The sequence below is a fragment of the Kosakonia sp. 1610 genome, from assembly GCF_050435845.1.
Lineage (GTDB): Bacteria > Pseudomonadota > Gammaproteobacteria > Enterobacterales > Enterobacteriaceae > Kosakonia > Kosakonia cowanii.
This window is the reverse complement of sequence record NZ_JBNDKZ010000008.1, coordinates 1-22,648: the sequence shown is the minus strand read 5'-3', so window position 1 is coordinate 22,648 and position 22,648 is coordinate 1. Positions and strand designations below refer to the sequence as shown.

20 protein-coding genes are annotated in these 22,648 nt (G+C 59.8%); 15 read left to right on the top strand and 5 right to left on the bottom strand.

The features are described 5' to 3' along the window. Nucleotides 1-26: 26 nt before the first annotated feature. Nucleotides 27-1,262, top strand: coding sequence for an enterobactin transporter EntS (entS, locus tag ABIC80_RS18720; protein WP_128483442.1), 1,236 nt, complete (start codon nt 27-29; stop codon nt 1,260-1,262). 317 nt (nt 1,263-1,579) lie between these two features. On the opposite strand, the gene fepB is transcribed toward entS, so the two are convergent. Next, the gene (fepB, locus tag ABIC80_RS18715) at nt 1,580-2,506 is read right to left on the bottom strand and encodes a Fe2+-enterobactin ABC transporter substrate-binding protein (protein WP_429178364.1); all 927 of its coding nucleotides are present in this window, start codon (nt 2,504-2,506) and stop codon (nt 1,580-1,582) included. Nucleotides 2,507-2,724: 218 nt separating this feature from the next. Here fepB and entC point away from each other — a divergent pair, with 218 nt between their 5' ends. The 7 genes from entC to ABIC80_RS18680 all read left to right on the top strand — a co-directional run bounded on the left by entC (nt 2,725) and on the right by ABIC80_RS18680 (nt 10,021). After that, nucleotides 2,725-3,900 (top strand): isochorismate synthase EntC, encoded by a 1,176-nt coding sequence (gene entC, locus ABIC80_RS18710; protein ID WP_429178174.1) that lies wholly within the window; start codon nt 2,725-2,727, stop codon nt 3,898-3,900. Between the two features lie 9 nt (nt 3,901-3,909). Continuing rightward, nucleotides 3,910-5,508 (top strand): (2,3-dihydroxybenzoyl)adenylate synthase EntE, encoded by a 1,599-nt coding sequence (entE, locus tag ABIC80_RS18705; protein WP_429178172.1) that lies wholly within the window; start codon nt 3,910-3,912, stop codon nt 5,506-5,508. A 10-nt stretch (nt 5,509-5,518) separates the two neighbouring features. Beyond that, complete coding sequence (locus tag ABIC80_RS18700) at nt 5,519-6,370, top strand: isochorismatase (protein ID WP_023479247.1); 852 nt, start codon at nt 5,519-5,521, stop codon at nt 6,368-6,370. Next, nucleotides 6,370-7,125 (top strand): 2,3-dihydro-2,3-dihydroxybenzoate dehydrogenase EntA, encoded by a 756-nt coding sequence (gene entA, locus ABIC80_RS18695; protein WP_429178170.1) that lies wholly within the window; start codon nt 6,370-6,372, stop codon nt 7,123-7,125. The genes ABIC80_RS18700 and entA overlap by 1 nt, the downstream gene beginning before the upstream one ends. Then, nucleotides 7,125-7,538 (top strand): proofreading thioesterase EntH, encoded by a 414-nt coding sequence (gene entH, locus ABIC80_RS18690; protein ID WP_124969240.1) that lies wholly within the window; start codon nt 7,125-7,127, stop codon nt 7,536-7,538. Before entA ends, entH begins: the two co-directional genes overlap by 1 nt. Nucleotides 7,539-7,703: 165 nt before the next feature. Next, nucleotides 7,704-9,809, top strand: a complete 2,106-nt coding sequence (cstA, locus tag ABIC80_RS18685; protein WP_094420533.1) for a pyruvate/proton symporter CstA — start codon at nt 7,704-7,706, stop codon at nt 9,807-9,809. A gap of 14 nt (nt 9,810-9,823) precedes the next feature. After that, nucleotides 9,824-10,021 (top strand): YbdD/YjiX family protein, encoded by a 198-nt coding sequence (locus tag ABIC80_RS18680; RefSeq protein ID WP_000460621.1) that lies wholly within the window; start codon nt 9,824-9,826, stop codon nt 10,019-10,021. 42 nt (nt 10,022-10,063) lie between these two features. Here the strand turns inward: ABIC80_RS18680 and ABIC80_RS18675 are convergent, their stop codons facing one another. Further along, nucleotides 10,064-10,807, bottom strand: coding sequence for a 3-oxoacyl-ACP reductase family protein (locus ABIC80_RS18675; protein WP_200135591.1), 744 nt, complete (start codon nt 10,805-10,807; stop codon nt 10,064-10,066). Nucleotides 10,808-10,914: 107 nt separating this feature from the next. Between ABIC80_RS18675 and ABIC80_RS18670 the strand changes: the two genes are divergently transcribed. Then, on the top strand, nt 10,915-11,508 hold the full coding sequence (locus ABIC80_RS18670; protein WP_233631707.1) for a TetR/AcrR family transcriptional regulator: 594 nt from the start codon (nt 10,915-10,917) through the stop codon (nt 11,506-11,508). A 359-nt stretch (nt 11,509-11,867) separates the two neighbouring features. Here ABIC80_RS18670 and ABIC80_RS18665 read toward each other — a convergent pair whose 3' ends face one another. Beyond that, nucleotides 11,868-12,167, bottom strand: coding sequence for a hypothetical protein (locus tag ABIC80_RS18665; protein WP_429178169.1), 300 nt, complete (start codon nt 12,165-12,167; stop codon nt 11,868-11,870). Between the two features lie 40 nt (nt 12,168-12,207). On the opposite strand from ABIC80_RS18665, the gene fic reads away from it, so the two are divergent. Beyond that, the gene (gene fic, locus ABIC80_RS18660; RefSeq protein ID WP_200135762.1) at nt 12,208-13,284 is read left to right on the top strand and encodes a protein adenylyltransferase Fic; all 1,077 of its coding nucleotides are present in this window, start codon (nt 12,208-12,210) and stop codon (nt 13,282-13,284) included. A 489-nt stretch (nt 13,285-13,773) separates the two neighbouring features. Here fic and ABIC80_RS18655 read toward each other — a convergent pair whose 3' ends face one another. Beyond that, nucleotides 13,774-14,862: an oxidoreductase gene (locus ABIC80_RS18655; RefSeq protein WP_429178167.1), complete on the bottom strand. Its 1,089-nt coding sequence runs from the start codon at nt 14,860-14,862 to the stop codon at nt 13,774-13,776. Between the two features lie 162 nt (nt 14,863-15,024). Here ABIC80_RS18655 and ABIC80_RS18650 point away from each other — a divergent pair, with 162 nt between their 5' ends. The 4 genes from ABIC80_RS18650 (at nt 15,025) to ABIC80_RS18635 (ending at nt 20,090) form a co-directional block, all read left to right on the top strand. Beyond that, nucleotides 15,025-16,530, top strand: a complete 1,506-nt coding sequence (locus tag ABIC80_RS18650) for a sugar ABC transporter ATP-binding protein (RefSeq protein ID WP_367163433.1) — start codon at nt 15,025-15,027, stop codon at nt 16,528-16,530. Beyond that, nucleotides 16,523-17,518, top strand: a complete 996-nt coding sequence (locus tag ABIC80_RS18645; RefSeq protein ID WP_023479978.1) for an ABC transporter permease — start codon at nt 16,523-16,525, stop codon at nt 17,516-17,518. The genes ABIC80_RS18650 and ABIC80_RS18645 overlap by 8 nt, the downstream gene beginning before the upstream one ends. An 18-nt stretch (nt 17,519-17,536) precedes the next feature. Beyond that, on the top strand, nt 17,537-18,601 hold the full coding sequence (locus ABIC80_RS18640) for a sugar ABC transporter substrate-binding protein (RefSeq protein WP_023479928.1): 1,065 nt from the start codon (nt 17,537-17,539) through the stop codon (nt 18,599-18,601). Between the two features lie 244 nt (nt 18,602-18,845). Next, the gene (locus ABIC80_RS18635; RefSeq protein WP_429178165.1) at nt 18,846-20,090 is read left to right on the top strand and encodes an LVIVD repeat-containing protein; all 1,245 of its coding nucleotides are present in this window, start codon (nt 18,846-18,848) and stop codon (nt 20,088-20,090) included. 33 nt (nt 20,091-20,123) lie between these two features. On the opposite strand, the gene mtnK is transcribed toward ABIC80_RS18635, so the two are convergent. Continuing rightward, entirely contained in the window at nt 20,124-21,323 is a 1,200-nt protein-coding gene (gene mtnK / locus ABIC80_RS18630) for an S-methyl-5-thioribose kinase (protein ID WP_429178164.1), read from the bottom strand. 102 nt (nt 21,324-21,425) lie between these two features. On the opposite strand from mtnK, the gene mtnA reads away from it, so the two are divergent. After that, on the top strand, nt 21,426-22,433 hold the full coding sequence (gene mtnA / locus ABIC80_RS18625) for an S-methyl-5-thioribose-1-phosphate isomerase (protein ID WP_429178162.1): 1,008 nt from the start codon (nt 21,426-21,428) through the stop codon (nt 22,431-22,433). Nucleotides 22,434-22,648: the final 215 nt, after the last annotated feature.

Genomic DNA, 22,648 nt, shown 5'->3' with positions numbered 1-22,648 from the left:
GAAAGTATGGAATACAAGGTCTTGTAATGAAGCAACACTCCTGGCTGCTGAATCTCAGCCTGCTGCGGACACATCCGGCTTATCGCGCCGTTTTCCTCGCGCGTTTTATCTCAATCTTATCGCTGGGCTTACTGGGCGTAGCTGTGCCGGTGCAGATCCAGGCGATGACCCACTCCAGTTGGCAGGTCGGTCTTGCCGTGACGCTGACCGGCGGCGCAATGTTTGTCGGCCTGATGCTCGGCGGTGTGCTGGCGGATCGCTTTGAACGTAAAAAGCTGATTCTGCTGGCGCGATCCACCTGCGGTATCGGCTTTATCGGCCTCTTTCTCAATGCACTGTTACCCGCGCCGTTGCTGTCGGCGATCTATCTGCTTGGCGTGTGGGATGGCTTTTTCGGCGCGCTCGGCGTGACGGCGCTGCTGGCGGCAACGCCTGCGCTGGTCGGGCGGGAAAACCTGATGCAGGCGGGGGCGATCACCATGCTCACCGTGCGCATCGGTTCGGTGATTTCGCCGATGGTTGGCGGCCTGCTGCTGGCCTCCGGCGGCGTGGCGTGGAACTACGGTCTGGCGGCGGCGGGCACCTTTATCACCCTGTTGCCACTGCTGACGCTGCCCGCGCTTCCGCCGCCGCCGCAACCGCGCGAACATCCGCTTAAATCCCTTGCCGCTGCGCTGCATTTTCTGCTGCGTAACCCGTTAGTTGGCGGTATTGCGCTGCTCGGCGGTCTGCTGACGATGGCCAGCGCCGTGCGCGTGCTCTATCCGGCGCTGGCGATGAGCTGGCAGATGTCGGCAGCGGAGATTGGCGTGCTCTACGCCGCGCTGCCGCTCGGTGCGGCCATCGGCGCATTGACCAGCGGCAGGCTGGCGCACAGCGAGCGGCCCGGCATCATCATGTTGCTGACCAGCGTCGGTGCGTTTATCGCCATTGCGCTCTTTAGCCTGATGCCCGTCTGGCCGCTCGGCGTGCTCTTTCTCGCGCTCTGTGGCTGGCTGACGGCGGTGAGTTCACTGCTGCAATACACCCTGCTGCAAACCCAGACCCCGGAAGCGATGCTCGGGCGCATTAACGGCTTATGGACGGCGCAAAACGTCACCGGCGACGCCATCGGCGCGGCGCTGCTGGGCGCAATGGGATCGATGCTGACCCCCGCCGCCTCGGCGAGCTTTAGCGGGCTGGCGTTAGCGATAGTGGGATTAGTGCTGGTTCTCATACTCGGCGAGCTGCGCCGTTTCCGACAGGTTCAGTCCGGCGCATAAAACGCACCGGTGGCGTTAACGTCACCGGTGCTTCAGCGTTACGGCGATCTGATCACCCCTTGACTACAAACGGGATGCCTTCACAGGCCGGATAAGTCACGACTCTTATCCGGCAATGCCGTGGATTTCGTAGGCCGGATAAGTGCCAGCGCCATCCGGCAAGGGTGAGGATTTTGTAGGCCGGATAAGCGCCAGCGCCATCCGGCAGGGGTGAGGGGTTCGTAGGCCGGATAAGCGCCAGCGCCATCCGGCAGGGGGAGGATTTTGTAGGCCGGATAAGCGCAGCGCCATCCGGCAATCAGGCTTGCGCCAAACCCTCAGCCAAACAGTGCAGACAAGCGCTGCAACACGCGGGTTGCGCTGTAGTAATCAAGCCGGAAAGTCTCGGCACCCAGCGCATAAACCCGCTTATTACTTACCGCGGGAAGGTGCGCCAGCAGCGGGTTAGCGCTCAGGGCGTCGGCCTCTTTTTGGTCGCCGGCGAACAGGAACAGCGCTTCGCCATTCAGCCCGGCGGCGAGGTTTTCACCGCCGAGTTGCACGATGTCATGGCGCTTACCCTGGCTCTGGCTCGCCTGAATGCCCGCCGGCAGCGGCGCGAGGGTAAAACCGAGCTGCTGCATTAGCTGGCCCTGCGCGGAGTCACGGGTCCAGAGATTCGCGCTGTGCGCGGCGGGGGTATAAACCAGCGCGCTTACCGGCTGCGGCGGCAGTTTCATGCGCGATTTTGCCGCCGCCAGCTGCTGGTTGAACTCAGTGATGCGCGCCGCGGCCTGCTGCTCGTGGCCGGTGATCTCGCCAAGCTGAGTAAGCAGCGCCTGCCAGCTCTTATCGTCGTAATTGATGATTAGCGTCGGCGCGATGGTCGAGAGCTGATCGTAGAGCGCCAGCGCCGAGTCTCCGCCGGTAGCGCTGATCAAAATCAGATCCGGCATCTGCGCGGCAACCGCTTCGGCATTGGCTTCGCCGATGTAGAGACGCGCAACGTTGCGCTGTTTGGCAATGTCGCCCCACTGGCGCAAAAAGCCCTGATCGTCGGCGAAACGGTTATTTGGCGTCGTTGCGCCGCTGGCGACCACTGGCGCATCAATCGCCAGCAGCGAGCCGGTGAGGGTAACGCTTGTGGAAACAATGCGCTGCGGCGCGCTGGCAAGCTGATGCTCGCCGCGGCTGTCGGTCACCTGGCGCGGCCAGTCGGCGGCGCAGGCTGAGTTAAGTCCTAAAACGAAAACGCCCACTAACAGAGCGTGTTTACGACACCAGCTAAGAAAATTCACAACGTGAGTCCTGTTTCTGTTGAAGTTAATGCTTCTCATTTTCATCGTTGAGCGTCATGGATGCAAGTTGTGGCAGTGTGAGAGGAGATTCTGCTGTTGACATCACCGGCAATAACTTTTTATCTTACTGCACCAAACAAAAATGATAATCATTCTTAATACATTTATCATTGCCGGAGGATGATATGGATACGTCATTGGCTGAAGAGATCCAGCTGTCTGCAACGACACTGGCCGCCGATCAATTTTTCTTTATGTCGCCGTACCGCAGTTTCACCACGTCGGGGTGTGTTGCGCGTTTCTCAGAGCCAGCAGCGGGGGGCGATGCGCCAGATAGCGCCTTCCAGCAAAAACTGGCGCAGGCGTTTGCCGATGCCAAAGCGCAGGGCATCGCGCGGCCGATTATGGTCGGCGCTATCCCGTTTGATACCACGCAGCCTTCGGCGCTCTTTATCCCTCAACGCTGGCAGAGCTTCTCCCGCCCGGAAAAACAGCGCGCTGCGCGTTACTTCAACAGCGGCGCGATGCCGAATGTGAAAGCGCAAACAGCGGTGCCGGAGCAGGATCTGTTTATGGAGATGGTGGCGAATGCCTCCGCGCGCACCGCAACGCCGGAAGTGGACAAAGTGGTGCTCTCACGCCTGATTGAGATCGCAACTGACCGCCCGGTCGACAGCGGTGTGCTGCTTGAGCGCTTAATTGCGCAGAACCCCGCCAGCTTCAACTTCCACGTTCCGCTGCCCGATGGCGGTGCGCTACTGGGCGCAAGCCCCGAGCTGCTGCTGCGTAAAGAGGGCGATCACTTCAGCTCTCTGCCGCTGGCCGGTTCGGCGCGCCGTCAGCCTGATGACATGCTCGATCGCGAAGCGGGCAACAAACTGCTGGCCTCAGAAAAAGATCGCCATGAACACGAACTGGTGACCCAGGCGATGAAAAAAGTGCTGCAGCCGCGCAGCCGCATGTTGACCTTGCCGTCGTCGCCGCAGCTGGTGAACACGCCGACGCTGTGGCACCTGGCAACGCCGATTGAGGGCACGGCAAAAGAGGGTGAAAACGCCCTGACGCTTGCCTGCCTGCTCCATCCGACACCCGCGCTGAGCGGCTTCCCGCACCAGATTGCGAAGAAAATTATCGCCGAGCTTGAGCCGTTTAACCGCGAACTCTTCGGCGGCATTGTCGGCTGGTGCGATGCGGAAGGAAACGGCGAGTGGGTAGTTACCATTCGCTGCGCGCGCATCCGCGACAACAACGTCCGCCTGTTTGCCGGAGCCGGGATTGTCCCCGCGTCGTCGCCGCTCGCTGAATGGCGCGAAACCGGCGTCAAACTGACCACCATGCTGAACGCCTTCGGTTTGCATTAAGGAGCCACAGTGACCATTCCTTTTAGCCGCTGGCCGCAAGAGTTTGCCCGTCGTTACCGTGAAAAGGGCTACTGGCAGGATCTGCCGCTGAGCGATATTTTGACCCGCCACGCCGCCAGCGAAGCCGTTGCGGTAATCGACGGCGATCGCGAGCTGAGCTACCGCCAGCTGCATGCCGCCTCGGACAACCTCGCCTGCGCATTGCGCTCAATGGGCATTACGCGCGGCGATACCGCGCTGGTGCAACTGGGCAACGTCGCCGAGTTTTACATCACCTTTTTCGCCCTGCTGAAACTCGGCGTCGCGCCGGTGAACGCGCTCTTCAGCCATCAGCGCAGCGAGCTCAACGCTTACGCGGCGCAGATCAAACCCGCGTTGCTGATTGCCGATCGCGCCCACGGGCTGTTTGCCGATGGCGCTTTCCTCCGCACGCTGGAAAACGATCACCCGTCGCTGCGCGCTATTTTGCTGCGCGGCGAGTCGCTGGAGCAGGCGATTGCCCGCCCGGCAGATAACTTTTCCGCTGCGCCAACCCCGGCAGATGAGGTGGCCTTCTTCCAGCTCTCCGGCGGCAGCACCGGTACGCCGAAGCTGATCCCGCGCACGCACAATGACTATCTCTACAGCATTGTGCGCAGTAATGAGATTTGCCATTTCACGGCGCAGACCCGCTACCTTTGCGCCTTACCGGCGGCGCACAACTACCCGTTAAGTTCGCCCGGCGCGCTCGGCGTCTTCCTTGCCGGTGGCTGTGTGGTGCTGGCGAGCGACCCGAGCGCCACGCTCTGTTTCCCGCTGATTGAAAAACACCGGATTAACGTCACCGCGCTGGTGCCCCCGGCGGTCAGCCTCTGGTTGCAGGCGATTGCCGAGTGGGGCAGCAATGCCCAGCTGGCGTCGTTGAAATTGCTTCAGGTGGGCGGCGCGCGGCTCTCAGCGACGCTGGCAGCGCGTATTCCGGCGGAGATCGGCTGTCAGCTCCAGCAAGTGTTTGGCATGGCCGAAGGGCTGGTGAACTACACCCGGCTCGACGATCCGCTGGAGCGCATCATCAACACCCAGGGCCGCCCGATGTCGCCGGATGATGAAGTGTGGGTCGCCGATGAGAACGGCAACCCGCTGCCCGCAGGCCAGACCGGACGCCTGATGACGCGCGGTCCCTACACCTTCCGCGGCTACTTCAATAGCCCGCAACACAACGCCAGCGCTTTTGATGCTGAGGGTTTTTACTGCTCCGGTGATCTGATTGCTATTGATGAGCAGGGCTACATCACCGTGCAGGGACGGGAAAAAGATCAGATCAACCGCGGCGGCGAGAAGATTGCCGCCGAGGAGATCGAAAACCTGCTGTTGCGCCATGACGCGGTGATCCACGCTGCGCTTGTGAGCATGGAGGACAGCCTGCTCGGCGAGAAGAGCTGCGCGTACCTGGTGGTGAAAACCCCGCTGCGCGCGGTGGCGATCCGCCGCTTATTGCGCGAGCAGGGCGTGGCGGAATTTAAGCTGCCGGATCGCGTCGAGTGCCTTGAAGCGCTGCCGCTGACGCCGGTAGGAAAAGTTGACAAGAAACAGTTACGCCAGTGGTTAGCACAACGCACCCCGGCGTAAAGGAGAGAAGATGGCAATCCCAAAACTACAGGGCTACGCGCTGCCCGCAGCGGCTGATATCCCGGACAACAAAGTGAACTGGTCGTTTGAGCCCGCCCGTGCGGCGCTGTTGATCCATGATATGCAGGACTATTTTGTTAATTTCTGGGGCGATAACTGTCCGATGATGCAGCAAGTGGTGGCGAACATCGCCGCGCTGCGTCACTTCTGCAAGCAGCACAATATTCCGGTCTACTACACCGCGCAGCCGAAAGAGCAGAGCGATGAAGATCGCGCGCTGCTGAACGATATGTGGGGGCCGGGTTTAACCCGCTCGCCGGAGCAGCAGCAGATCGTCAGCGAACTGGCACCGGACGAGGCCGACACCGTGCTGGTGAAGTGGCGTTACAGCGCCTTTCACCGCTCGCCGCTGGAGCAGATGCTGAAAGAGACCGGCCGCAACCAGCTGCTGATCACCGGGGTCTACTCGCATATCGGCTGTATGACCACCGCCACCGACGCCTTTATGCGCGATATCAAGCCATTTATGGTGGCCGACGCGCTGGCAGATTTCAGCCGCGAAGAGCACTTAATGTCGCTCAACTATGTCGCCGGGCGTTCCGGTCGCGTGGTACTGACGCAAGAGCTGCTGCCGCTACCGGCAAGTAAAGCGGCGCTGCGCGAAATCATCCTGCCGCTGCTGGATGAGTCTGATGAGCCGCTGGATGACGAAAACCTGATTGATTACGGCCTCGATTCGGTGCGCATGATGGCGCTCGCCGCCCGCTGGCGCAAAGTGCATGGCGATATCGACTTTGTCATGCTGGCGAAAAAACCAACCATTGATGCCTGGTGGGCGCTGCTCGCGCGCGGGGTGCAGTGATGGCGAGCCTCGATTTCAGCGGACGCAGTGTCTGGGTGAGCGGGGCAGGGAAGGGGATCGGCTATGCCACTGCGCTCGCTTTCGTTGAGGCGGGCGCACAGGTGACCGGCTTCGATCTCGCCTTTAACGGCGAGCACTATCCGTTTGCCTGCGAAACGCTGGATATCGCTGACGCCGCGCAGGTCGCCGCCGTCTGCGAGCGCCTGCTGGCAAACAACGCGCCGCTGGATGTACTGGTCAATGCTGCAGGCATTTTGCATATGGGCGCAACGGATGCGCTCTCTGACAAAGAGTGGCAGCAAACCTTTGCCGTCAACGTCGGCGGTGCCTTTAACCTCTTTCGCCAGACGATGGCGCACTTTCGCCGCCAGCAGCGCGGGGCGATTGTCACCGTCTGCTCTGACGCCGCGCACACGCCGCGTATCGGCATGAGTGCTTATGGCGCCTCGAAAGCGGCGCTGAAAAGCCTCGCTCTGACCGTCGGTCTTGAGCTGGCCGCCAGCCACGTACGCTGTAATATCGTTTCGCCGGGTTCGACGGATACCGATATGCAGCGCACGCTGTGGGTAAGCGACGATGCGGAGCAGCAGCGCATTCGCGGTTTTGGCGAGCAGTTTAAGCTCGGCATTCCGCTGGGGAAAATTGCCCGTCCGCAGGAGGTGGCGAACACCATTTTGTTCCTCGCCTCCGATCTCGCCAGCCACATCACATTGCAGGATATCGTGGTGGATGGCGGCTCGACGCTGGGGGCCTGATGATCTGGAAACGTCACTTAACGCTGGAGGCGCTGAATGCCACCAGCGATAACACCCTGATCGAACATCTGGCGATTACCTACACCCGCATCGGGGATGATTTTCTCGAAGCGGAGATGCCGGTTGATAGCCGCACGCACCAGCCGTTTGGCCTGCTGCACGGCGGCGCGTCGGCGGCGCTGGCGGAAACGCTCGGTTCGATGGCTGGTTTTATGATGACCAGCGACGGTCAGTGCGTGGTCGGCACCGAGCTGAACGCCACCCATCACCGCGCGGTGGCGCATGGCAAAGTGCGCGGCGTTTGCCAGCCGCTGCATCTTGGCCGCCAGAATCAGAGCTGGGAGATCGTGGTGTTTGATGAACAGGGGCGGCGCTGCGCAACCTGTCGCCTCAGCACCGCTGTGCTTGGCTAACCCTTCGCCCTCCGGCTCAGGAGGGCATTCTTGCGATCCCGTTAACACAATCAGCCAAATGCCGTGCGGCAGGCCGCCTTTCCTGTGTTTCAAAGTTGTTAAGTTCTTTGAGTTGATATAGAAACAAAATGTAACATCTCTCTGTCTCTCAAACGGATAACCGCTATGAACAACCCAGGGAAATACCTTGTTTGGGGCGCGCTCTCGCTTGTTGGCGCGTTTGCCCTCGGCTATATCGCTCTGAATCGCGGCGAACCGATCAACGCACTCTGGATCGTGGTCGCAGCCGTCTGTATTTACCTCATTGCTTACCGTTTTTATGGTCTCTATATCGCCAAAAATGTGCTGCAGGTTGACCCGACGCGCATGACCCCGGCGGTGCGCTACAACGACGGCCTCGACTATGTGCCGACAGACAAAAAAGTGCTGTTCGGTCACCATTTTGCAGCGATTGCAGGCGCAGGCCCGCTGGTAGGCCCGGTGCTGGCGGCGCAGATGGGTTATCTGCCCGGCATGATCTGGATCCTCGCAGGCGTAGTGTTAGCCGGTGCGGTGCAGGATTTTATGGTGCTCTTTATCTCCACCCGCCGCGATGGGCGCTCCCTTGGCGAGATGGTGAAGGCAGAGATGGGGCCAACCGTCGGCGTGATCGCGCTGGTGGCGACCTTTATGATCATGGTGATTATCCTCGCGGTGCTGGCGATGATTGTCGTCAAAGCGCTGACCCACAGCCCGTGGGGCACCTATACCGTGGCCTTCACCATTCCGCTGGCGGTATTTATGGGCATCTATATTCGTTACCTGCGCCCGGGGCGCATTGGCGAAGTGTCGGTGATTGGCCTGGTGCTGCTGGTGTTCGCCATTATCTCCGGCGGCTGGGTCGCCGAAAGCCCGACCTGGGCACCGTGGTTTGATTACACCGGCGTGCAGCTCACCTGGATGCTGGTCGGTTACGGTTTTGTCGCCTCGGTGCTGCCGGTGTGGCTGCTGCTGGCCCCGCGCGACTACCTCTCCACCTTCCTGAAAATCGGCACCATTATTGGCCTGGCGATTGGCATCCTGATTATGCGCCCGACGCTGACGATGCCCGCGCTGACCAAGTTTGTCGATGGCACCGGCCCGGTGTGGACCGGTAATCTCTTCCCGTTCCTCTTTATTACCATCGCCTGCGGTGCGGTCTCCGGCTTCCACGCGCTGATTTCCTCCGGCACTACACCGAAGATGCTCGCCAGCGAAGGGCAGGCCTGCTTTATCGGCTACGGCGGCATGTTGATGGAGTCGTTTGTGGCGATCATGGCGCTGGTCTCGGCGTGCATTATCGATCCGGGCGTCTACTTTGCGATGAACAGCCCGATGGCGGTGCTGGCACCGGCGGGCACTACTGATGTGGTGGCATCTGCGGCACAGGTGGTGAGCAACTGGGGCTTTACCATTACGCCGGATGCGCTGCGGCAGATTGCCGATGAAGTGGGCGAGCAGTCGATCATCTCGCGGGCGGGCGGGGCACCGACGCTGGCGGTCGGCATGGCCTATATTCTGCACGGCGCGCTCGGCGGCCTGATGGATGTCTCCTTCTGGTATCACTTTGCGATTCTGTTTGAGGCGCTGTTTATTCTGACGGCGGTGGATGCCGGAACCCGCGCGGCGCGCTTTATGTTGCAGGATCTGTTGGGGGTCATCTCTCCGACGCTGAAACGCACCGAGTCGCTGCCCGCCAACCTGCTTGCCACCGCGCTCTGCGTGCTGGCGTGGGGCTACTTCCTGCATCAGGGGGTGGTCGATCCGCTGGGCGGTATCAATACGCTGTGGCCGCTGTTTGGTATCGCCAACCAGATGCTGGCCGGTATGGCGCTGATGCTCTGCGCGGTGGTGCTGTTTAAGATGAAGCGCCAGCGCTACGCATGGGTGGCGTTAGTGCCAACGGCCTGGCTGCTGGTCTGTACGCTGACCGCCGGCTGGCAGAAAACCTTCAGCCCGGACAACAAAGTGGGCTTCCTGGCGATTGCCAATAAGTTCCAGGCGATGATCGACAGCGGCAATATTCCGGCGCAGTATACCCAGTCTCAGCTGGCACAACTGGTGTTTAACAACCGCCTCGATGCCGGGTTAACGCTCTTCTTTATGGTTGTGGTGGTGGTACTCGCCTTCTACTCGCTGAAGACCGCGCTGGCGGCGCTGAAAGCGGATCACCCGACGGCGCAAGAGACGCCGTATGAAGCGATGCCGGACAACGTTGATCAGGTTGTGGCGCGCGCCAAAAACGCGCACTAAGCGAAGGAGCAGATATGTTCGATACGCTCTCAAAAGCGGGCAAATACTTAGGCCAGGCGGCAAAGATGATGATTGGCGTGCCGGATTATGACAACTACGTTGAGCATATGCGCGTCACTCACCCGGACCAGACGCCGATGACCTACGAGGAGTTTTTCCGTGAGCGCCAGGATGCGCGCTACGGCGGCAAAGGCGGCGCACGCTGCTGTTAACGACAAAAGGCGGCACACTGTGCCGCTTTTTTTTGCCTGCCGTCAGGCGTTGGTTCCGCCATCCACCACAATATCCGCGCCGGTAATATGCTTCGCCGCCGGGCTGGCAAGAAACGCCACCGCTTCGGCAATATCCTGCGGTTCGCCATAGTGGCCTAACGCCGTGAAACTGCGCTGCTCGTCTGCCTGCGCGCCATCCGCCGGGTTCATATCGCTGTCCGTCGAGCCGGGTTTCACCATATTGACCGTGATGCCGCGCGCGCCCAGATCCCGCGCCAGCCCGCGCGTCAGGGAATTAAGCGCCGATTTGGTCATGGAATAAATCGTGACGCCTTTAAACGGCACCTGGTCGGAGAGGTTACTGCCGATGTTAATGATGCGCGCGCCATCCGGCAGGTGTGCCAGCGCCGCCTGGGTGGTATAGATCACGCCGCGAATATTGACGTTAATCAGCGCGTCGATATCTTCCTGCGACATCGACTCCAGCGACCCGCCGCGCGCAATTCCGGCGTTATTGACCAGGATATCCAGCCCGCCCAACTGCGACACCGCTTGTGCAACGGAGTCCTGCGCCGCCTGCGGATTGGCGCTGTCCGCCTGAATAGCAACGCCGTTGCGCCCAAGCGCGCGGATCGCTTCGGCAACCGCTTCGGCTTTCTCTGCCGATTTTTCATAAGTGATGGCGACATCCGCCCCGGCGCGCGCCAGCGTTAAAGCGATGGCTTTACCGATACCCCGGCTTGCGCCAGTGACCAGCGCGCGTTTACCTGACAGTGAATATGACATGATGACTCCTGGATTATGTGTCGATTGATACATAATTAAAATAATCAGGCTTCCATCTATTCGTCAATATTATTAATATACCGATCAGCACAAAATGTGAGGAGCTGATGATGAGCCGGGGAAGACCGCGCGAGTTTGATCGAACAGAAGCGCTGAACAAGGCGATGTTGCTCTTCTGGCGCAAGGGGTATACCGCCACCTCGATGAGCGATCTCTATGAGGCGATGGGTATCAAGTCGCCGAGCCTTTATGCGGCGTTCGGCAGCAAAGAAAACCTCTACGACGAGGTGTTGCAGCACTACGAGCAGTGTGTTGCGCCGCTGATTTGGGGCGATATGGAGCAGGAGCCCTCGCCAAAACGCGCTGTCGCAAGCTGGCTTGAACGCTCAGCCGAAATGCTGACGCGCTGCGATCTGCCGCACGGCTGTATGGTGACGCTCTCGGCGGTCGCCAGCGAAGGCAACGATCGCCTTGGTCAGCGCGTACAGGCTATGCGCAACGGCGGGATGGCGTTACTGAAAGCGCGTCTGGCGCAGGCACAAGCGCAGGGCGAACTGCCCGCCGATACCGATATTGATGCCCTGACCCGGCTTTACACCAGCATCCAGCAGGGGATGTCGATCCAGGCCCGCGACGGCGCCAGCCGCGAAACGCTGCTCGGTATCGCCCGCATGGCGATGGGGCTATGGCCAACGGAATAAAAACGGGTGAGTTGTAGGTCGGATAAGCGTGAGCGCCATCCGGCGATGAGTGCGGTATGTTGCCACGGTGGACGAGGTTCTGTAGGCCGGATAAGGCGTAGCCGCCATCCGGCAATGGGCCTGGCATATGGCTTTGGTGGAATGGTTCCGTTCACCAGGCGCTGGGGAGTTTCATTAATCTCTTATGCGGTGAACGGGACAAGGGAAGCGGCCGCGCTCCCCTTGTCAATCCCCGCGGCCCCGCGAGGAAATCGGTGCTGCGCACTGCGCTCACCTCCCGCGTGCCTGACTGCGGCCGGCTCGACTCGACATCCTGTCTCGGTTCGCCTCTGTCCGCCATCCATGGCGTCCAGACCTCGTCATTCACGCTTCGGTTCGCCGATTTCAGCGGGGACACAACCCCTCGCTGCCATATTGGAGATAAAAGCAAAGACGGTGTCGCTGATACATTGCCGGATGGCGCTGGCGCTTATCCGGCCTACGCCGTTCCAGCGGGCTCCGTTTTGGTAGGCCGGATAAGGCGCAGCCGCCATCCGGCATGTGATCCCGGCTCCATTTCCGGATAGCGTGAAAGCACGTATGCTGCCAAAAATGTTAAATACGTCGATAAAAACACATTTATTAAACATGTCATCGTGACAGGTCGATTGCATCGACATATTATCAGCATATGTCGATAAAAATGGATTTTGTAAACATATGAGCTGGGATCCGACCATACCCTTTAACGCTTTACCGATGCTGCCGCCCAACGTGGAGGAGATTGAGACCCGTAAGGTGCTTAAGGCCTGCATAACTGCACGTGCCGCTCTGGCAGAGTTGAAAACGGCAGGGGAGTTAATTCCCGATCAAGGTTTATTGATTAACCTCCTCCCTCTGCTTGAAGCCAAAGACTCCTCGCGCATCGAAAATATCGTCACCACCAGCGATCAGCTCTTCCAGTATGCCGATCAGGCCGAGAACGCCGATCCCGCAACAAAAGAGGCGTTACGCTACCGGACTGCATTGCACGATGGCTTTACTTACCTGAGCAGCTACCCGTTGTGTACTAACACTGCCATCGCCATTTGCACCACGCTGCGCGGCGTAGAAACGGATATTCGTAAAACCCCCGGAACGGTATTGCGCGATCAGAACAGTGACGTGGTTTATACCCCGCCGGTAGGTGAAGCGGCTATTCGCGATCTGCTGGGGAATTGGGAACGTTTCATCCATGCCGATGATGACCTGGATCCGCTGATAAAAATGGCGATTTCACACTACCAATTTGAGTGTATTCACCCCTTTCCGGACGGGAATGGCAGAACAGGCCGAATCCTGAATATTTTGTACCTGATCCAGAGTGAATTGCTCTCGCTGCCCATCCTTTATCTCTCCCGGTTTATCCTGGAAAGGCGCGATCACTACTACACGCTCCTGCGTGACGTGACCGCCGAAGGCCGCTGGGAGGCGTGGATCTTATTTATGCTGGAAGCGATAGAAAACACCGCGCGCTGGACCAAGAAAAAAATCGCCATCATTCGTGAACTGATGGTAGATACGACACAATTTGTGCGTGAACGACTGCCAAAAATCTATACCCATGAGTTGATGCAAATACTTTTTGCACAGCCCTATTGTCGGATAGATAACCTTGTAAAAGGGCAAGTGGCTAAGCGCCAGACTGCATCGCTCTACCTTAAGCAGCTGGCAGATATAGGCGTGCTGGAGGAGATGAGCGTGGGTCGCGAAAAGCTCTACCTCAATACCCGATTGCTGCAGGAGTTAGGCAATTAATTGCCGCAAGTCAGCTCTCGCACGCTGTCTCCTGCCGGATGGCGCGTTACACGCTTATCCGGCCTACCAAAACGCGCCTACAGCGACACCGGTGTAGCTTTTATCTGCGGTTTCACAACGAGGGGTTGTGTCCCCGCTGAAATCGGCGAACCGAAGCGTGAATGACAAGGTCTGGACGCCATGGATGGCGGACAGAGGCGAACCGAGACAGGGAGCGAGTTCCGGAACGGGCGAGCAAGTCGAGTCGAGCCGGCCGCAGTCAGGCACGCGGGAGGTGAGCGCAGTGCGAAGCACCGATTTCCTCGCGGGGCCGCGGGGATTGATAAGGGGAGCGCGGCCGCTTCCCTTATCCCGTTCACCGCACATGAGATTAATGGAACTCCAGAACCCGTAGTGAACGGAATAATTCCACCAATCCAACATGCCATGCACATTGCCGGATGACGCGTACCGCTTATCCGGCCTGGGTGATTGGCGCATTTTTGTGATTTACCGCGCGAAGGTCTCCACCTTCTCAAACGCCGCATAGAGTTTGTCGGTGGTGACAGCCACCGGCAGCGCATGGATCGACTCCACCGGGCGCAGAGTATGGGCGATCACCTTATCCAGCTCGGCGCGGTTATGAATATCGACCTCCAGCTCTGCAAGCGTAGTCGGCAGGTTGAAACGCTGATAGGCCGCAATAAGCTGCGCCAGCACGTCGTCCTGGCCGAGCAGGGCGCTCTGCACCAGAATGCCATAGGCGACTTTCGTGCCGTGCAGGAACTTCTCCGTTTGCGGCAGCACCGTCAGCCCGTTATGCACCGCATGCGCTGCCGCCACGCGGGTATAGCGCTCGCCAAGCCCGCCTACCATGCCGCCACCAGCGATAATCGCATCCACCACATCGCGAAACGCCTGCGTTACTTCCCCGCGCTGTTGATCGGCCAGCGCCGCTTCACTGCTCTCCAGCAACACATCGCGGATCGCCAGTGCGTTGTTAATGCCAAGACGCACCGTCAGCGATAAGTTTTCCGGCTGCGGTGCCAGCACGACCGCTTCATACCACTTCGCCAGCGTATCGCCGATGCCCGCCAGCAGGTACTCCACCGGGGCATCAAGGATAATTTGCGGCTCGACCAGCACCAGAAAGTTAGCGTCATCGAAGATCTCAAAATGGAGCGCCTGACCGGCGTCGTTATACCAGACCGAGAGCGGCGTCCACGCTGCGCAGGTAGCGGCAATGGTCGGGATCGCCACCACCGGCAAGCCGAGACGGCGCGCGACCGCTTTTGCGGTATCCAGCAGTGCGCCGCCGCCAACGCCGATTACCACGCTGCGATCCGCGCCCGCCTGCTGAGCCAACTCCGCTACATCGTGCTCGCTGCAGTGGCCTTTAAACAGCAGATGCGTGGCGCCAGGCGCGTTAAATGCTTGTGGCAGAAACGGTTTTGCGGCGGCAAAGGCGCGCTGACCATAGATCCACACCGCGCGGGAAAGCTGTTCGGCAGAGTAAAAATCCTCCAGCCGCGCAAGGCTGCCTGCGTGGGAGTAGTAGTTGGCGGGGCCGGGTACAACGCGGATATCGGTGCTGCTCATATGAGGTGTCCTTAAAGGTGATCGCTAACCCGATGTTATGTCTGGACATCCGGATGGCTAATATTATTTCGCTTTAACTTATGCCTTTTCTGTCGTTGCCAGTCAAGCGAGGCTGTGAAAAATTCGCTAAATCAATCTATTAATCGCAGGTATTCACGCGCTATGGGAAGCAACCTCCTCGAAATGCGTGGCATGCGCCTCGCCTTTGGCGGCTTCAACGCACTGTCGAATGTCGACTTCACCTTGCGGGGCGGTTCAGTCCATGCCTTAACCGGCGCAAATGGCGCAGGCAAATCGACCCTGATGGCGGTGCTGTGCGGCACTTATGACCATTACGAAGGGGAGATCGCCATTAACCATCAGGTGGTGCCGATCCGCTCCCCGCGCGACGCGAAACAGCTCGGCATTCACCTGGTGCAGCAGGAGGTAGACGTTGCGCTGGTGCCGGGGCTAAGCATCGCCGAGAACATCATGCTGGATAAGCTGGCAGAGGGCGGGCACCGCTTTCGCTGGGGTGAGATCCGCCGCCAGGCGCGCGACGCGCTGGCACAGCTCGATGTAGCGTTTGACGTCACCCGCGCCATCGACAGCTGCACGCTGGCGGAAAAACAGCACATCTTACTGGCACGGGCGCTCTCCCATCACTGCCGCTTTTTGATCCTCGACGAGCCAACCGCGCCGCTTGATCAACACGAGAGCGAACGCCTGTTTACGGTGGTCAGACGCCTGCAACAGCAGGGGATCGGCGTGGTGTTTATCTCCCATCGCATTCATGAGGTGAAGGCGATTTGCGACACCCTGACGGTGCTGCGCGACGGCAGGCTGGTGGAGTCCGGGCCGATGACGGCGCTCAGCGGCGAAGAGATTGTTGAGAAGATGCTCGGTCATGAACTGAGCGATATCTACCCGCCCGCGCGCCCGCCGCACAGCGACGAACTGCTACTCAGCATTGATGGCCTGCACGACGAAGGGCTGCTGAAAGATATCTCGCTGCGGCTGCGTAAAGGCGAAATCCTTGGCATCGCTGGCCTGGCGGGCGCGGGCAAAACCGAGCTGTGCAAAGCCCTGTTTGGCGCGAGCAAAAGCCGTGTTACGCGCGGCGAGCTGAACCATCAGCCGTGGCGCCCGCGCGATCCGGCTGATTCGGTGACGCGCGGCATGGCGCTGGTACCGGAAGAGCGGCGCAAAGAGGGGATCTTTATCGATGAGCCGGTCAGCATGAACCTCGCCGTCAGCGCCGATCGCACCTTTTCGCGCTGGGGGATCTTTGCCCATCACCAGGCGTGGCGCTGGGCGCAAGAGGTGATTGCCCGCGTCGGCGTGCGCGCCAGTGGCCCAGGCCAGATGCTGCGCCGTCTCTCCGGCGGCAATCAGCAGAAGGTGGCGATTGGCAAGTGGCTGCGCGGCCAGGCGAACGTGGTGATTTTTGACGAGCCGACCAAAGGCGTCGATGTGAAGGCGAAAACCGACCTCTTCCAGCTGATCGACGGGCTGGCGCGCGAGGGCAAAGGCGTGATTTACGCGTCGGGTGAATTCGCCGAGCTGGTGGGTTTGTGCGACCGGATTTGTGTGCTGTGGGATGGGCGCATTGTGGCAGAAGTGCAGGGCGAGGATGCCCGCGAAGAGACACTCCTTTACTATTCCACCGGAGGAACGGCCCGTGAGTAAGGCCCTTTCAGTCAGTGCGGCGGCATCCCCGCGGCAGCAATTTTTCGATTTTCTTTATAAGTGGGGCATGTTGCTCACCGTGGTGGCGCTGGTAGCCATTTTTGGCATCGCCTCGGACAACTTCCTCGATCCCAATAACATCATCAATATCCTGCGCTCGATCGCTATCGTCACGGTGATTGCCGTTGGCGTCTCGATCTCGCTGACCATTGGCGGGTTTGATCTCTCCGTCGGTTCCACCGCCTCATTGGCTAACGCGCTGGTGATCTCGCTCTTTGTCTGGCACGGCTTTGACACGACGGAGGCGATCCTCGTGACGCTGGCGCTCTGTACGCTGGTCGGCCTGTTTAACGCTTTTCTCATCGTCGTGCTGCGCATTCCCGACATGCTGGCGACGCTCGGCAGCCTGTTTGTTATTCAGGGCGTGGCGATGACCTACAGCTATGGCGGGTCGATTACCGAAAACATGGTGCTGCCGAGCGGTGATATGGCGGAAGGGACCATTCCGGCAGCGTTTTCGCTGCTCGGCCAGGTGCCGACCATCGTCATTATCATGCTGGTGGTTACCGTGGTGGCGCAGCTTGGCCTCTCACTGACCACCCACGGTCGCCGGATGTACGCCATTGGGGGCAACCCGGAAGCGGCGCGCCTCTCCGGCATTCGCACTACGCGCTACAAAGTAGCGGCGTATGTGATTGCCTCGCTGCTGGCGGGGCTTGGCGGGATTCTGCTCGCCTCGCGCATCGGCTCCTCGCAGGTGAATGCGGGAGGCGGGTATTTAATGGATGCGGTCGCTGCGGCGTGGATTGGCTTCTCGCTGGCGGGCTCGGGGAAACCGAACGCGCTCGGCACGCTGGTCGGGGCGGTGATCCTCGGCGTGCTCTCGAACGGGCTGGTGATGCTGTCGGTGCCCTATTACGCGATGGACATTATTAAGGGGCTGGTGCTGGCCGGTGCTCTTGCGTTGACTTACTTCCAGCGTCGTTAACTTTCAGGGGAAACAGAGATGAAAAAAATTGCACTTTCACTGCTGGCGCTGGGATTACTGAATGCGCTGCCGGGCCACGCCGCCACGCCTGCGCCGGTTCCGGAAGCCATCGCCAACCATAACGGCCCGGTGCGTATTGCGCTGATCCGCAACCTCGGCTCTGATGACAACACCACCCAGTTTGTCGCCGGTGCGTTGCAGCAGGGTAAAAAACTTGGCTTTAAAATCAGCACCTTTTTAAGCAACGGTGATGACGCCAAATTCCAGGACTTCGTTAATCAGGCGATCAGCCAGAAGTATGACGGCATTATCCTTTCGCAGGGGCGCGATCCCTACTCGACGGATCTGATCAAAAAAGCGGTCGCCGCCGGGATCAAAGTGGCGGTGTTTGATACCGCCGTTAAGGGCGAAATTCCCGGCGTTACCGTGACGCAGCAGGATGACGCCTCGCTGACCAAACTCTCCTTCGGCGAGCTGGTGAAAGATTTCAACGGCAAAGCCAACATTATCAAACTATGGGTCGCCGGTTTCCCGCCGATGGAGCGCCGCCAGGCGGCCTATGCCGAGCTGCTGAAAGCGAACCCGGGGATTAAAGAGCTGGAGTCGATTGGTGCCGTCTCTTCCGATGTGCAGGGCGACACGGCTAATAAGGTGGGCGCGGTGCTGGCGAAATACCCGAAAGGGCAGATTGATGCCATCTGGGGCACCTGGGATGCCTTCAGCCAGGGGGCCTATAAAGCGCTGAAAGAGAATGGCCGCACCGAGATCAAGCTCTACAGCATTGATGTCTCGAACCAGGATCTGCAACTGATGCGCGAAGCGGGCAGCCCGTGGAAGGTGAGCGTGGCGGTAGATCCGAAGCTGATTGGTGCCACCAATGTGCGCCTGATCGCTAATAAGATTGCCGGTGAACCGACGCCTGCGACCTATGATTTTAAAGCCGCCGCCATTCCGCAGGCGCTGCTCGCCAGCCAGCCTGGCGCGGTGAATGTGGCGTCGCTCGGCAAAATCATTCCCGGCTGGGGCCAGACGCAGGACTTTATTGCGCCGTGGTTTGCGACGCTGGAAGCGAAGAATAAATAGTTTGCAACACGAGCCGATTTTGTAGGCCGGTGCGGCATTGATTGCCGGATGGCGCTAACGCTTATCCGGCCTACAAGGGCGTATCGCAACAAGCAATTGCGGCGAACCTGTAGGCCGGATAAGGCAACGCCGCCATCCGGCGGTGCGCTGGTGCGGCATTGATTGCCGGATGGCGCTTCGCTTATCCGGCCTACAAAAGCGTATCGCAATAAGCAATCGCACCGGCCTTTAACAAGGATAAATCATGGCAACTGAACTTCCACGCCCGGACTACAGCCGCAATATGCGCTTGATTGGCCACAGCGACCAGGGCGGTCGCCCCGACGGTGTCCAGCTGATGGTGCACCGCGGCTTTGCCTATATCGGCCATATGGTATCGCAGGGCTTCTCAATTGTGGACGTCCGCGATCCAAAGAACCCGAAACCCGCAGGCTATATCGCCGCGCCGCCCGGCACCTGGAATGTGCATCTGCAAGCTCACGACGATCTGCTGCTGGTGATCAACGCCCGCGATCTCTTTGCCGACGCTCGCTTTGCCGATGAAAAGGTTTACTACACCCGCTCGGTTGGCGAGACCGTAAGCGATGTGCAGGATAAAGGCTGGAGCGCCGGGCTGCGCATTTTCGATATCTCCACGCCGGACAAGCCGCGCGAAATCAGCTTTCTCTCGCTTGAGGGTATCGGCATTCACCGCATCTGGTACGTCGGCGGGCGCTGGGCTTATGTCTCGGCGCTGATCGACGGTTTTACCGACTACATCTTCCTCACCATCGATCTGAACGATCCGCGCAAACCTGAGGTGGCCGGGCGCTGGTGGCTGCCGGGAATGAACCAGGCAGCAGGTGAAACGCCGGGGTGGGAAGAGGGCAAACGCTACGCGCTGCACCACGCGATTATTGCCGGAGATACCGCTTACGGCAGCTGGCGCGACGGCGGCCTGACGCTGCTGGATGTGAAAGATTGCACCCAACCGACGCTTATCAGCCACCGCAACTGGAGCCCGCCGTTTGGCGGCGGCACCCATACCGCGCTGCCGCTGCCGGATCGCGATCTGCTGGTGGTGCTGGATGAAGCGGTGCTCGACAATCAGGAGGATGGCGAGAAGCTGATCTGGCTGTTCGATATTCGCGAGCCCGCTAACCCGGTCAGCATCTCAACCTTCCCGCAACCGGATGAGATCGATTATGTGGCGAAAGGGGCGCACTTCGGCCCGCACAACCTGCATGAGAATCGCCCCGGCAGCTTTATCAGCTCAACGCTGATTTTCGCCACCTACCAGAATGCCGGTGTGCGCGCCTACGATATCTCCAACCCCTATCGCCCGGTTGAGACCGGCGCGCTGGTGCCTGCGGCACCGGAAAGAATGATGGATACCCGCCCCGGTCGCCCGCGCGTGATCCAGTCCTGCGATGTGTTTGTTGATGCGCAGGGGATCATCTACAGCACCGACTACAACGGCGGGTTGTCGATTATTGAGTATCTGGGGTGAGCGAAGCGCCGGAGGGGCGCTTCGTTATCGGGATTACGAGTATTGCCGCACGCGGGCAATTAACTCATCGACGCTATCAATGCGATCGGCAATCACAATCAGCGCTTTGCCAAGGGAGAGGGCATGGCGCAGGCAGGCGTGGCGCATCTCCTCATCTTTGATGGTGTCGATATCCGCCACGTGCGACAGCCCAACGCTGCGGCGGATAAGCTCAGTGCCGCAAAAACCAATCGCATCGGTCCACACTTTTTTCAGAAATGCCGAGGCGTAGCCCGGCTGCGCCAGCGCCGCGTCCTGCGTTTTCTCGGTTGCTAACGCCTGGAAGCGCTCGGCAAAGGTTGCCCACAGGGTCTGAATATCGATCAGCCGCTGCTCGCGCGCCGCCGCCGCATCACGAATACCGAGATGGCCCGGCAGGCCGCAGTAGTTGAGCAGCAGGTTGCCGATGGCGGTACCGATATCAAAGCCAACCGGGCCGAAATAGCCGAACTCGGCGTCAATCGCTTTCAGGCTACCGTCGGCGACAAAGATCGAGCCGCTATGAATATCGCCATGCAGCAAGGCTTCAGCGTGAGAGAAGAAGCGGTGCTTAAGCGACGCGACTGCGACTTTCAGCTGCGCGTCATCGCGCAGGGCGGCGACATCCGCTTCCAGCTCGGCCGGGTAGTTATTGCGCTCGTGGATCTGGTAGGGATCGTTGAAGAAGAGATCTTCGGTGATCTCGCACATCGCCGGATTAATAAATTTCGCCACCTGCGCTTTTTTCACATGCGGGTGGAGGTAAAAATCGCTGGTGTGAAACAGCGTCTGCGCCAGGTATTCACCTAACTGCGAGGCTGCCTGCGGATAATAGACATTACGAATCAGTTCGCCGCGCCAGATGTGGTGATCGGAGAGATCTTCCATCACCATCACCGCCAGCTCCGGGTCAAAATGAAGGATATTGACCGTGTGCTGCGGGCAGTGCTTGTAGTGTTCGACCAGTGTTTGCGCTTCGAGACGCGCGCGATCGAGCGTTAGCGGCCAGGATTCACCGACGCAGCGCACATAGGGCAGCGCCTGTTTGACGATGACGCGGCTTGTGCCGTTGCGGTCGAAAATTTTGAATACCAGATTGAGGTTACCGTCGCCCACTTCCTGCGCGTCAACCAGTTCGGAGGGATCGCGAAGGCCGCCAAATTGTTGTGCATAGGCCACGGCATCACGGGCGGAAAAGGTATGGTATTGCGACATTGCCTCGATCCTCTTTTTGCGATTTAAGCCATTTAGACGTCTATACATCCGCTTTGCATCCTGACACAATACGCCACATTAACGCAACAGGGATTTAACGATATGCCGTCATTACAGACCACCAGCCTGCGCATCGCCGAAAATCGTTTATTTATTCTCGACCAACAGGCGTTACCGCAGGAGAAACGCTGGCTCGCCGCCGATTCGGTAGATGACCTTGTCGGCCATATTCACGCGTTGCGCGTGCGCGGTGCACCGCTGATTGGCCTCTCTGCCAGCCTGTTGCTGGCGCTGCTGGCCGCGCGCGGTGAGAGCCGTGAACAGCTGGCGCAGGCGCTGGAAACCCTGCGCGCGGCGCGCCCGACGGCGGTGAATCTGATGAACAATCTCGACCGCATGAAGCAGGCGCTGGCGCAGGAGAACTGTGCCGATGCGCTGATGACGGAAGCGCTGCGGCTGGTGGAAGAGGATAAACAGCTCTGTGACAACATCGCCCAGGCGGGTGCTGCGCTGATTACACCCGGCAGCCGCATTTTGACCCACTGCAACACCGGCGGGCTGGCGACGGCGGGCGTCGGCACGGCGCTCGGCGTGATTGCGCTGGCGCATCAGCAGGGCAATATCAGCAATGTGTGGGTGGACGAGACGCGCCCGCTGTTGCAGGGCGGGCGGCTTACCGCCTGGGAGCTGGGCGAGCTGGGCGTGCAGTATCAACTGATTACCGATTCGATGGCCGCCAGCCTGATGGCGAAAGGGGAGGTGGATGCGGTGTGGGTTGGCGCGGACAGGATTGCCGCCAATGGCGATGTGGCGAACAAGATTGGCACCTATTCGCTGGCGGTGCTGGCGAAGTTTCACAACGTGCCGTTTTATGTCGCCGCGCCGCAAACCACTCTCGATCCCCATTGCCCGAACGGTGAGGCGATCCCGATTGAGCAGCGCGCCGCCACGGAAGTGACCGGCGTGGCGGGGAGTTTTGGCGCGGTGCAGTGGGCGCCGGAAGATGCGCAGGTGTACAACCCGGCGTTTGATGTCACCCCCGCCGCGCTTATCAGCGGTTGGGTGCTCGACAGCGGCGTGGTAACGACGGCCGCGGATCTTTTTGTGTAGTGCATAAAACGTTGCCGGATGGCGCGTAAACGCTTATCCGGCCTACGCCGTTTCAGTGCATCCTCACCCGTAGACCGGATAAGGCGCAGCCGCCATCCGGCAATGATGTTTCAGCGGCCTCGCATCCGTAGGCCGGATAAGGCGCAGCCGCCATCCGGCAATGGGGTTTCAGCCGCTCCGCACCCGTAGGCCGGATAAGGCGCAGCCGCCATCCG